General features: G+C 50.5%; 10 protein-coding genes. 6 read left to right on the forward strand and 4 right to left on the reverse strand.

All coding sequences use genetic code 11. The features are described from left to right. The first annotated feature begins 78 nt into the window (after window positions 1-78). Together fba and F3F96_RS05775 are read left to right on the forward strand one after the other, a co-directional pair. Window positions 79-1116: a class II fructose-bisphosphate aldolase gene (gene fba, locus F3F96_RS05770; protein ID WP_176962305.1), complete on the forward strand. Its 1038-nt coding sequence runs from the start codon at window positions 79-81 to the stop codon at window positions 1114-1116. 169 nt (window positions 1117-1285) lie between these two features. Next, window positions 1286-4024, forward strand: coding sequence for a PAS domain S-box protein (locus F3F96_RS05775; protein ID WP_176962306.1), 2739 nt, complete (start codon window positions 1286-1288; stop codon window positions 4022-4024). 21 nt (window positions 4025-4045) lie between these two features. Here the strand turns inward: F3F96_RS05775 and F3F96_RS05780 are convergent, their stop codons facing one another. The 4 genes from F3F96_RS05780 to F3F96_RS05795 form a co-directional block, all read right to left on the reverse strand. Further along, window positions 4046-4456, reverse strand: coding sequence for a hypothetical protein (locus tag F3F96_RS05780; protein WP_176962307.1), 411 nt, complete (start codon window positions 4454-4456; stop codon window positions 4046-4048). A gap of 94 nt (window positions 4457-4550) precedes the next feature. Then, complete coding sequence (locus F3F96_RS05785) at window positions 4551-6476, reverse strand: M48 family metallopeptidase (protein ID WP_176962308.1); 1926 nt, start codon at window positions 6474-6476, stop codon at window positions 4551-4553. Window positions 6477-6651: 175 nt separating this feature from the next. Next, window positions 6652-7245: a LemA family protein gene (locus F3F96_RS05790; protein WP_176962309.1), complete on the reverse strand. Its 594-nt coding sequence runs from the start codon at window positions 7243-7245 to the stop codon at window positions 6652-6654. 2 nt (window positions 7246-7247) lie between these two features. Continuing rightward, a complete protein-coding gene (locus F3F96_RS05795; protein ID WP_176962310.1) occupies window positions 7248-8510 on the reverse strand; it encodes an MFS transporter in 1263 nt (420 codons plus the stop codon). 46 nt (window positions 8511-8556) lie between these two features. On the opposite strand from F3F96_RS05795, the gene dtd reads away from it, so the two are divergent. From dtd to F3F96_RS05815, 4 genes are all read left to right on the forward strand, one after another. Beyond that, window positions 8557-8994, forward strand: coding sequence for a D-aminoacyl-tRNA deacylase (gene dtd, locus F3F96_RS05800; protein WP_176962311.1), 438 nt, complete (start codon window positions 8557-8559; stop codon window positions 8992-8994). An 88-nt stretch (window positions 8995-9082) separates the two neighbouring features. Continuing rightward, window positions 9083-10015, forward strand: a complete 933-nt coding sequence (locus F3F96_RS05805; RefSeq protein ID WP_176962312.1) for an SPOR domain-containing protein — start codon at window positions 9083-9085, stop codon at window positions 10013-10015. Window positions 10016-10104: 89 nt separating this feature from the next. Next, the gene (locus F3F96_RS05810; protein WP_176962313.1) at window positions 10105-10887 is read left to right on the forward strand and encodes a bifunctional 2-polyprenyl-6-hydroxyphenol methylase/3-demethylubiquinol 3-O-methyltransferase UbiG; all 783 of its coding nucleotides are present in this window, start codon (window positions 10105-10107) and stop codon (window positions 10885-10887) included. Then, complete coding sequence (locus tag F3F96_RS05815; protein ID WP_176962314.1) at window positions 10878-12335, forward strand: DASS family sodium-coupled anion symporter; 1458 nt, start codon at window positions 10878-10880, stop codon at window positions 12333-12335. Before F3F96_RS05810 ends, F3F96_RS05815 begins: the two co-directional genes overlap by 10 nt. Window positions 12336-12400: the final 65 nt, after the last annotated feature.

The following is a 12400-nucleotide window of genomic DNA, read 5'->3' on the forward strand; positions in this document are numbered from 1 at the left end:
TCAGGACTCGTCAGGGTCAAAGTATAGGGTAAGTATTTTTTTGGGGTTAAGACCCGCTTAAAACATAAGGAGGAAGAAATGGCACTCATTTCATTGCGACAACTACTGGATCATGCGGCTGAAAACAGCTACGGCATGCCGGCATTTAATGTAAACAACATGGAGCAGGTTCATGCAATCATGCAGGCTGCTGATGAAACCGATTCTCCGGTTATCATGCAGGGTTCTGCCGGTGCACGCGGTTACGCTGGCGAAGCATTCCTGCGTCACCTGATTGCTGCTGCAATTGAGCAGTACCCGCACATCCCTGTTGTTATGCATCAGGATCACGGCTCTGAGCCTGCAGTATGTCTGCGCTCTATTCAGTCCGGCTTCTCATCAGTGATGATGGACGGCTCTCTGATGGCTGATGCCAAGACTCCTTCTACTTACGAGTACAACGTTGAAACAACCCGTAAGGTTGTTGAGATGGCTCACGCCGGTGGCGTATCTGTTGAAGGCGAGCTCGGCTGCCTGGGTTCTCTGGAAACCGGCATGATGGGCGAGGAAGACGGCCACGGCGCAGAAGGCAAGCTTGATCTTGAGCAGCTGCTGACCGGTGTTGATGAAGCTGCTGACTTCGTAGAACAGACTGGCTGTGATGCACTTGCTATCGCAATCGGTACTTCTCACGGCGCTTACAAGTTCACCAAGCCACCTACAGGCGCGGTTCTGCGTATCGACCGTATCCAGGAGATCCACGCCAAACTGCCTAACACGCATCTGGTCATGCACGGTTCTTCTTCAGTGCCTCAGGACTGGCTGGCTACCATCAATCAGTACGGTGGCGACATGGGCGAGACTTATGGCGTTCCTGTTGAAGAGATCATTGAAGGCATCAAGTCCGGCGTTCGTAAAGTGAACATCGATACTGACCTTCGTATGGCTTCTACCGGTGCTGTTCGTAAGTTCCTGGTTGAAAACCCAGCAAACTTCGACCCACGCAAGTTCCTGAAGGCTTCTACAGCTGCAATGCAGGGTATCTGTAAAGAACGTTTCGAGCAGTTCGGTTCTGCTGGTAACGCGTCCAAGATCAAAGCACGCTCTCTTGAGAGCATGATCGGCTACTACAGCTAATCAAAAGAAGTTTAACTTCGCAAAAAGGCGGGCCTTTAAGGTCCGCCTTTTTTTATGCAGTGTTCAGGCTTCTGGTTATTGGCCGTTAATTTGCTTAACAACTTGAAAGAGTGGTCTGCATCCTGAAAGCTGCCATGTAACAGCTAACGCTTCATTGGGGGGGTTGATAATGCCTAATCGGACAACCAACTATTTCGCAATTGTCCTTCTGCTGGTTGGCCTACTGGCTGCTGCAGTCATTGGTGAGAAGATATTACTTGAGAAATTTGTTTCAGAGACCCGGTCCGATACGCAAAACCAACTGCGCTTCTATCACGTCCAGCTGGAAGCCAACCTTCAAAGCGACACTCAGCTTGTTAAAGGGCTGGTTGCGGTGATCGCTTCAAACCCTGACATTACTCAGGATGAATTTTCAACTGCAGCAAAACCACTTTTTGAGATGGGATCTAGCCTTAGAAACATTGCTGTAGCACCGGATATGGTTGTGCGATATGTCTATCCAATCATCGGCAATGAAGGGGTCATAGGACTGGATTACACGAAAAAAGAAGACCAGTTCGACATGGTGGAGCTTGCACGAACATCGGGGAAAATAGCTCTGGCCGGGCCTGTTGAACTGGTGCAGGGCGGTAGCGGTTTCATCAGCCGGATACCGGTAGTTACAGGAACTAAAGATGGGAACAGTAGATTCTGGGGCATGATCTCCGCAGTTATTGATGTCGAAAAACTTTATAAAAAAAGTGGTTTGATGGACGCTGAGATTCCACTTGAGATTGCGATTCGTGGTAAAGATGGGGCTGGAGCAAAAGGCGCAGTTTTCTTTGGTCGGGCTGATCTGTTTGATGCCAACCCTGTCGCGGCGAACATCCCGATCCCCAACGGTTCATGGCAAATGGCTGCCATCCCTAAAGGTGGCTGGCCTGTTGAACCAAATAACTTATGGATCATAAGAGCAGCCTTTGCCTCTATAGCCATGCTGATTATTTTTCCTTTTTTTGCCTTAGCACGCGCTACAGGCAGGTTATCAGAAAATGAACTGAAACTGCGAGGCCTCTATGAACTATCACCACTGGGGATCGCCTTAACCGATATGCGTGGGCGCTATCTTGAATTTAACGATGCATTTCAGAACATCTGCGGCTATCAAAAAGATGAGTTAAACAGCCTGGACTACTGGGCTCTTACGCCAGAAAAATATACTGAAGATGAGGCCCGTCAGTTAGAGTCACTTGAAAAAACAGGCCAGTATGGCCCTTATGAAAAAGAGTATCGCCGTAAGGATGGCTCTTTAATCCCCATCAGACTCAATGGCTTGCTGATCAAGGATAGTAAAGGGAAGGACTGTATCTGGTCTATTGTTGAGGATATCAGTGAGCGCAAAGCTTCTGAAGCCACCTTGCGCAAGCTATCTCAGGCGATCGAGCAGGCTGGTGAATCGGTGATCATCACCAGCAGGCAGGGAATCATCGAATACGTCAACGCCGCTTTCACCACAATCACAGGTTATCTGCCTGAAGATGTTCTGGGTAAAAACCCAAGAGTGCTAAAAAGTGGCAATCAAAGTGAAGAGTTTTACGAAAGACTCTGGCGAACCATCTCAAGTGGGAATATCTGGCATAGCTCCGTCATTGACAGGAAAAAAGATGGAAGTGAGTACCCGGCCATTATGAGCATCTCTCCTATTTTCGATGAGAGTGGAGAAATCACCCACTACGTTGGCATTCAACAGGATATGACGGCACATCAAACGCTTGAGGATAAATTCCGTCAGGCCCAAAAGATGGAGGCACTTGGTACGCTGGTTGGTGGCATTGCCCATGACTTTAACAACATGCTGGCCGGCATCACTGGCAACCTCTATCTGGCAAAAAGAAAAGTTGAAGGATTACCCGATGCTCAGGAGAAACTGGATAATATATCTAAACTCAGCTTCCGTGCAGCAGAGATGATCCAGCAACTGCTGGTGTTTGCCAGAAAAGGTACCATTGAGATGAAACTGTTTGGATTAACCTCATTTATGAAAGAGGCATTCAAATTAAGTGCTACCACTATTCCTGAAAACATCGTACTGAACACCGAACTCTGCCGGGAAGAGCTGATTATCAAGGGTGATGCCACGCAGATTCAACAGGTACTGATGAATCTGCTGAACAATGCGCGTGATGCACTGGCTAATACGCCATCCCCTGAAATTCACGTCAAGCTGGAGAGCTTCAGAGCCGACAAACATTTCACATCTTCCCACCCTGAAATTCATAGTGCTCAATTTGCTCACCTGAAGGTGAGTGATAACGGCTGTGGAATCAGTGAGCATGACCAGGAGCACATTTTTGAACCATTTTTTACAAGCAAAGAGGTTGGTGAGGGTTCCGGCCTTGGACTTCCGATGGCCTATGGCGCGGTACAGAGTCACGGAGGGCACCTTGAAATAGAGAGTCGCGTCGGCATTGGTACATCTGTACACATTTACCTGCCTCTGATCAAAGAGTCCATACATACAGTCACCGCTGAAGGGGAGGCTGTATCAGTTCAAGGCAGTGGTGAACTGATCCTCATCGTGGATGATAACACTGAGATTTTACATACCAACAAAGAGGTTTTAGAGAGCCTCGGATATCAGGTGTTAATCGCTTCTGATGGCCTTGAAGCTGTAGAACGATTTGCTGCAAATAAGGAGACTGTTCAACTGATAATTATGGATATTGTCATGCCTAAGATGGGTGGCGTTATGGCCTTTGAACGTATTAAAGAGATGAGCCCTGATGCAAAGGTGATCTTTGCAACTGGCTATGACATGGATGAAACACTCGAGAGCGAAATGCCTTCTGTTGAATATGAGGTGCTTTCCAAGCCGTATGACATCATACAACTTAGCAAACTGGTTCGAACGAAGTTGGATTTGCAGTAGAAATCACTTCTTATGCTTAACTTAATAGCGAAGTGTGGAGCGGTGAGACACTTTTCTGCTGTTTGCTATCACAGCAAAGGTGCCGGGAATGGCTCTGCAGTTGTTGTGCTGATATTTCTCGGCGATTGATTTCACCAGTTCAAAGGCTTCTCTGTGTTGCTGGATTTTGCTCGCTGATGCTCTGGCGTAAAAGGTAAAAGAGGCTTCAAGGTCGGCATCAGCGGCATGAAAGCTATTCTGCCAGGCGGTGCGAAACGAGGTACAGCTATCCCAGTTGGCCTGCTCATTCATCTGCTCTGTTACCTCAGCCTCAAAAAGCTGAGATACCACTCTCACCTGTGATTGGCTTTGAATCACCTCAGATGCATGCGCAGGATGATGGGCAACAAAGACGAATAGTGCGGCAAATGAGAATAACAGAATCTTTTTCATACAGGGCTCCCTCAGCTTTTTTCAATGGCTGAAAGTGTATGAAACAGGGAGAATCCTTCTGTATATCAGGTCACAATTTTATCTGTTTAAAGCGTCAGGATGAAGAGAGGCTAATCTGTGGCATCGGGGCACCGAGTGCATCACAGACTGCGCGCAGAAGTTCAAATTCATTCACCCGCACCTGACCATCAGCCAGTACAACCGTGACACACGCCTTCACCAGACGCCGTTTAATCTCCGGTGAGGCCTTTTCTGCCTTGCTTAGAGCCCGATCCATAGCCGAGAGGTCACAAGCCGTCTCAGAGGGCTTCAGGTCGAGCTGCCAGGCAAAGATCTCGGAGATGGCACTGCTGAACAGAGCACCCGGATCCTGATGAGTCCCCTGCCCGATCAATGTCGAGATGATGCAGGCGATCTCCTGATCAATTTCAGCGGCCACATCGAAATGGGTTGTCACCTGTTTCACGTTGGCAAAACTCGGATGCAGATGACGCACCAGCATGCGATGCAACATATATTCAAAGATACTTAACTCACTATCGGCTTTAATCAGCGCAGCGGTGCAGGCGCGGAAGGTTTTGTACTGGGGTTTTGATAACGATTTGAGGGCTGGCATAAGTATCTCCAGCAGCGGGATACGCAGTGCGGCATCCAGATTCAACAGCTCGGCCTGAATATCCAGCAGCTCACGCAGCACATTGGCATCGGCCATCTTCTCCAGCGCTTTTAGCTGCAGGCCGCGTACAGCTTTATCCGGATCAAGTAGCAGGCCGTAAACAATAGCGCGGGCAGTGAATGGATCGTGGGCAAACTGGTGCAGTCGATCCGGCATCCGTTCCAGCAGCAGGCCACTCTGTTGCAGTGCAGTTGCATCAGGCTGACCAATGGAGTCCATCACCTGTGCAGCATTCATCTTTTGAACCAGTGGCATGGTTTCGCCAGCCAGTGAACTGATAGCCTCATCCATAACCATTGAACTTCGGGATGCAGAATCCACCTTCGCAAAGGAGCCTGCAAAGGAGGGATCGAGCCGGCGGATGCGTTCAGCCAGTGGCGGATGCGTGGCCCACCAATCCTTGTTCTCCCACGATTTTACTGCATTGCCGAAAAAGAAGTGGCTGGTCTGCTGGGTGGCAGCGTGATTAATACGCGAGCCACCTTTGTAACCCCCAATCACCTTCAGGGCTCCGGCAATGCCCTCCGGGTTACGTGTGAACTGTACTGCTGCTGCATCAGCGAGAAACTCACGCTGGCGGGATACCGCACGTTTAATCATATCGGCAAAAACAGCACCGATGGTACCGACAACAAAGATCAGCAGGCCGACCACAAGAATGGCGGGATGGCTGCCACGCTCACGAGAGCTGTAGTGAGCTGAATGCCTTGCTGTCATAAGAAGAATACCGGCATCGGAGATCAGAGTGATACCGAACAACAACCCCATCAGACGCATTTTCAGGCCTGTATCACCATTAAGGATATGGCTGAATTCATGGGCGATGACCCCCTGCAACTCATCTCGGCTAAGCAGCTCAATGGCACCATTGGTAACAGCAATAACAGCATCGGAACGGCCAAAACCTGCAGCAAAAGCATTAATGCCGGGCTGAGGCAGAAGATAGACCGGAGGCACAGGAAGGCCTGCTGCAATGGCCATCTCCTCCACCACATTGGATAGGCGCCTGAGCAGAGGATCATCTGTTGCAGTGGCGACACGTTGCGCACCAAGCATCTCGGCGACGGCTGCACCGCCCCCCTGCTTCAATTGCCGGGTACGGTAGAGACTGCCAGAAGCCACAACCACTACGGTTGCACCGACCACCCAGAGAAAACGCTCTGCATCCCAGAGAGTACGGATGAACAGCTCACCTTCAGTGACAAACATCTGGCTTACATACAATCCCACCGTAACAGCCAGGTAGACCGCCAGCACAATTAGAACTACAGCGCAGCAAAACAGCACCACCAGAAGCGTAGTGTTACGTTTGGCTAACTCTTGCTGTCCAAAAAAATCATTCATGCGATTGCACTCACCACGATAACCATCTGCTGTATGGCGTTTGAGAAAGAGTATATCTCCCGGAGAAAGAAGGATACGGGGAGAGGCGTGTCAACGCTGCTACTCTCATATTCGAAACACCCGCTCGGTCATACATATTGTTTCCCTTCGTGGTCTTCGTGCTATCTGTGGTGAATTACTGGAAACTGACCTTCGGAGCCTGCTTCTCCTCTACCGCTTCGATACGCCAGAGTGTTGCCTCAGCAAAACCGAACATCGGCGCCAGCATCACATCGGGGAAAGTCTCGCGCTGGGTATTATAAACCATCACCTCATCGTTAAAGGCCTGACGGGCAAAAGAGACTTTGTTTTCGGTTGTGGTCAACTCTTCGGAGAGCTGCATCATGGTCTGGTCGGCTTTCAGATCAGGGTATGCCTCCATCACCGCATTAAGACTAAGCAGTGCGCCACCGAGTGCCGCCTCTGCTCCCATCAGTGATTTCATCGCCGAAGCATCACCGGGATTGCTCGCAGCAGCTTTTGTTGCTGCCAGCGCCTGATTACGCGCTTCAGTCACCTTGGTCAGCGTTTCATTCTCATGTTTGAGATAGGCTTTGGCTGTCTCAACCAGGTTGGGAATCAGATCGTAACGGCGTTTGAGCTGCACATCGATCTGTGAAAATGCATTTTTGAAGCGGTTCTTAAACTTCACCAGACGGTTGTAGATCATCACAATATAGAAGGCCAGAAATAGGATGAAACCCAGAACTACCAGTACCGATGTTGCCATAATTAAACCTCCTGCATCTCTGATTTTTCATCTACATAGTAAAGTACGATAGCACCGGCAGCGAACAGAGCAACAATCACCAGAATGGAGAAACGGGCACTGCCGGTGAGATAGCTGGCCAAACCCATCAACAGTGGCCCGAACACTGCCGCAAATTTACCCAGCATATTAAAGAAACCGAAGAACTCAGCCGCCTGCTGCTTGGGAATCATACGAGCATACATCGAACGGCTTAACGCCTGAATACCACCCATCACCAGTCCTATGGCTGCCGCCAGCCAGTAGAAGTCATTGGCATTCTGCATCGTTGAGCTCCAGATACAGGCCACTGCATAGACTGCGATGCTGGCAATAATCACCCGCTTGGCGCCAAACCGTGCTCCCAGCCAACCAGCTGCAAGCGCGGCAGGAAAAGCGATAAACTGGGTCATCAGCAGCGCAGAGATCAACACGCTGGAATCAAAACCGAGCGACAGTCCATAATCGACAGCCATATGTGCCACCGTATTCACCCCGTCGATATAGAGGAAGTAGGCGATCAGAAAGAGCCACACCTGTTTAAGTGAACGCAGATGATGAATTGTTCCACTGAGTTGATGAAAACCGGCTCTGGCCGATGCTACCCAGCCCAATCGCCCCTCCTGCCCCGTCTCATGCACATAGAGTGCAATGGGAATCGTAAATAGTGCCCACCAGACAGCCACAGAGAGGAATGACCAGCGTACCGCCTCCGCTTTATCGGCAAGAAAAAACCATTCGGGATGCAGCGTCATCAGCACATTAACTGCAAAGAGGATACCGCCACCGATATATCCGAGCGCATAACCAAGGGCGGACACCCGATCCAGCTGTTTATGCTCGGCCACATCAACAATCAAGGCGTCGTAAAAGACATTGGCACCGGAAAATGCGATGGCACCAAAAAGATAGACCAGTACCGCCATCTGCCACATCCCTTCACTGACCAGAAACAGTGCGGCAGTCATCACAATGGCAAGCGAGGTAAAGGAGAGCATCAACTGCTTCTTCAATCCACCCTGATCAGCCATCGCTCCCAACACTGGGGCTAATAGCGCGATCACCAATCCTGAGGCTGCATTGGCGATACCAAGCCAGAAGGTGCTCTCATTAACGCTCAGATCACTGGCCCAGTACTGTTTGAAGAAAACAGGGAAAAACCCGGCCATCACTGTCGTGGTATATGCAGAGTTGGCCCAGTCGTAGAGCGCCCAGGAGTAGATGACTTTGCGGTTGCCTTTACCCATCTCTGCAATTTAGCATCCAATCAGCCGCTTTGGCGAGGAGGAATAGATGCGAGCCATTATTCAGCGCGTTAGCGGAGCAAGTCTTGTCACCGGTGAGCAATCCCCATGCGCTATTGGTCGGGGTATTGTTGCACTGGTCGGCATTGAGAAGGGAGATAGTGCAGCTTCGGTTAAACGCATGGCTGAACGGCTCACCGGCTACCGGATTTTCCCCGATTCTCAAGGACGCATGAATTTGAGTCTTTCTGATATCAATGGGGAGATTCTGCTGGTACCGAATTTCACTGTGGCTGCCGACACCAAAAAAGGGACCCGGGCAGGCTTTTCAACTGCAGCTGAACCTGTTGAGGGTAAAAGGCTTTTTCTGGCACTGGCTGAACGGCTCTCAAAATACCCGTTACGACTGAAAACAGGCCTCTTCGGCGCAGATATGCAGATCACACTGAGCAATGATGGCCCTGTCACCTTTATACTGGAGAGTTAAAGCCATATCACAGTCGATATTGGACAAAACAGAGCGATCATGAAACACTCATTGCCATCTGAATAACTCATGGGGAAGGAGTGAAATCATGTCTGACGATTTTTCCAAAAAGCCGGAATTTGATGAGCAAGCCGAGCATCGCTCTGACGAAGAAGCATTGAATGATACCACCGACGGTGAACTTCTCGGTGACCTGCTTGATGAGATTACCGAGCCTGATGAGAGCGCTGAGATAGAGCCTGTTATTGCTCCGGTGGATGAAGATGCTGTCGAAATCGAAGAGAAACCCTATGCATCAGACGATGGCCCTGAAGAGGAGCAGAAGAGCAGTATACTGCTGATCGGCATCATCGTTGCAGTACTGGTCGGTGGCATCGCCTACTTCACCACAAAATCTGATAGCCCTGAGCAGCAACCGGCAGTCACTGCCAGCAACCAGACAGCCAGCCCGGCTGCAACTGCGCAGCATAAACCGGCAACTCCCGATACCAAAAAAGCACTCTCTACTGCCAAGAAAGAGATGAAAAAAGAGGTTGAAAAAACTGTCGCCAGCTCCAAAAAAGCGGCAGTGGCTGAAAAACCGCTAGCCCTGAAACCACTGCTGAGTGAACCGGCAGCTATTGATGCAGCCGAAAAAGCAGCATCTGCTGTTTCTACTGCCCCTTCCGATATGGCCGCAACCTCTGTTGATACGGCAGCACTCTCATCTGCTGTTGCAGTTACGCTTGAAGTTGACCCTGTCACCCGCAAGGTAATTTCACCCACAGAGGGAAGAACCACCTTTGCCTGGGCAGTGAATCTCATATCACTCTCAACCCATGCCGCCGCTGATCGACTTATCACAAAACTCAAGGCCAACGGCACTGAAACCGAGCTGGTACAGATTAATATTGGTGAGAGCACTTTTTACCGTGTTCGCGTGCCTAACTTTTCCAGTGTAGAAGAGGCCGATACTGCACACGCGAAATTCAATGAAGACCCCATGTATAAAGGTTCATGGGTTAGCCGCTACCGTAAATAGAAGAGGATCTGCTCTATTGGCTTAATCGCCCAGTCTCTCTGGTCGATTAAGCTGTAGACTGAATTTGGCCTCCGCCCTAGCCTGCACGCATGTCCGATGCCTTCTCAAAAGATGATAAATTAAGCCTCGATGCCACACTGGAAGGTGCGGTACGCAGTTTGACCAGCAATTACCCCGACATCTCCGGCACACATCTGGATATCGGCAGCGGCACCGGCAACCTGATTCGCCGCATCCGTCAGGAGTATGATGTACAAAGCTGCGCCTGTGACTATACCGATGAGTTTATGGAGCTTGATGGTGTAACAGTTAATGTCGTTGATCTTAATGACGGGAAACTGCCCTATGCTGACCAGCAGTTTGATCTGGTCACCTTCACCGAAGTAGCCGAACATCTGGAAAATTATCGGGCTATTATCAGGGAAATTCATCGGGTCCTCAAACCGGGTGGCGTTGTCGTGATAACCACCCCCAATGTCCTGAACATGAAATCACGCATGCGTTTTCTCATCACCGGATTCTGGAGCATGTTCGGCCCACTGCATGTTGGCGAAACATCAATTGAGAGTGCCGGTGGCCATATTACCCCCATCCCCTACCCCTATCTGGCGCATGCGTTGATGGATTCGGGATTTGATCTGCCAGCTTTCTCAACCGACAAAATACAGTTTCACTCGCTCTACTGGTTTATCCTCTTCTATCTGCCCATCCAACTGCTTGCAGCCCTGTCATGGAAAAAAGAGCGCAATAAGTACCGCACACTGGATAAGCATAACGAACCGATCATCAAGCAGATCAACAGCACAGAGATGCTGCTTGGCCGTTGTATCGTGGTTTCGGCCCGCAAGCCGGATCCTGAGTGTTGCCAATAAACAGTAAAAACATAGCTCTTATCGCCGGCCCTGCAGTTGCAACGGCTTGCCTTATTCTGGTTGATATCCCAGGACATCCTACAGCGCCTGCCATGCTCGCCGTTGCCCTCTGGATGGCGATCTGGTGGATCACAGAGTGTGTACCACTGGGAGTCACCGCGCTACTGCCGCTCGTCGCCTTCCCGCTGCTCGGTATCGCAACAGGCTCAGAGACAGCACCCCGTTATTTCAACAGCATCATCTTTCTTTTTATCGGCGGTTTCCTGATCGCACAGGCGATGGAGAACTCCGGCCTGCACAAACGCATCGCCCTGAATATGTTGAGCCGACTGCATGCCAGCCCCCTGCAACTGGCCATGGGCTTTGCTGCAGCCACGGCCTTTCTCTCGATGTGGATCTCCAATACAGCTACCGCCATGCTGATGGTGACCATCGCCCTGCCACTACTTAAAAAACTACTGGAGGAGCATGATGCTGAGGAGGTAGGGCCGATGGCAGCCACCTTCCTGCTGATTATCGCCTACTCGGCCAACATCGGTGGCATGGGCACACCGGTCGGCTCACCACCCAATCTGGTCTTCCTTGAAAATATGCGCGTCAGCCTGCCTGATTCCGTCCCCTCATTCCTTGAGTGGATGATGATCGGTATTCCTATGGTGCTCGTCGGGCTGCTTGTTCTGTTTGTCGTACTCGGGCCTCAACTTGCGAAACTCCCGTGGAACAGATCCGATGGCAGCCAGCTGAAGCAGGCCCTGCAGGCACTGGGCAAAGCACGCCGGGAGGAGAAGTTTGTCGCCTGGGTACTGACCATTACCGCATTGCTCTGGATAACCAGATCCGGCATCCGGAGTGAAGGGCTGGATATTCCCGGCTGGTCCTCTCTGCTCCCCTACAAAGGGGTCGATGACGGTACTGTTGCTATCTTTATGGCTTCACTGCTATTCCTGTTGCGCGGTGAGGATGGGCGTCCTCTCCTCGGCCGCGAATCGTTTCCAAAACTACCCTGGGACATTGTACTGCTCTTTGGCGGCGGCTTCGCACTGGCCCACGGCATGCAGCAATCAGGCCTCTCATTCTGGATCGGCGGACAACTCGAGTTTCTCAGAAGTGTACCACTGCCACTGATGATGCTGGCCGTTGCCGTGGTGATTATCTTCCTGACTGAAATCACCAGCAATACTGCAACCACGCAGGTGATGTTACCGATTCTGGCTGCTGTCAGCCTTGCCAATGGACTGGATGCCATGTCGGTGATGCTGGTTGCAACCATCGGCGCCTCCTGCGCCTTTATGCTGCCGGTTGCCACACCACCCAATGCTATTGTTTTCGGTTCTGGTATGGTGCCGATGCATGCCATGGTCAAGGCTGGCATACGCCTGAATCTGATCATGATTATTGTTGTTACAACACTCATTTATCTGTTGCGTCCACTACTTCCAGCCATCTGATTTATTGATCAGCCTGATCAAATTTTATTGATTTACCAATCGATTCATTCGACTCAATAATTCGC

The sequence above is a fragment of the Mariprofundus sp. NF genome (assembly GCF_013387455.1).
Classification (GTDB): domain Bacteria; phylum Pseudomonadota; class Zetaproteobacteria; order Mariprofundales; family Mariprofundaceae; genus Mariprofundus.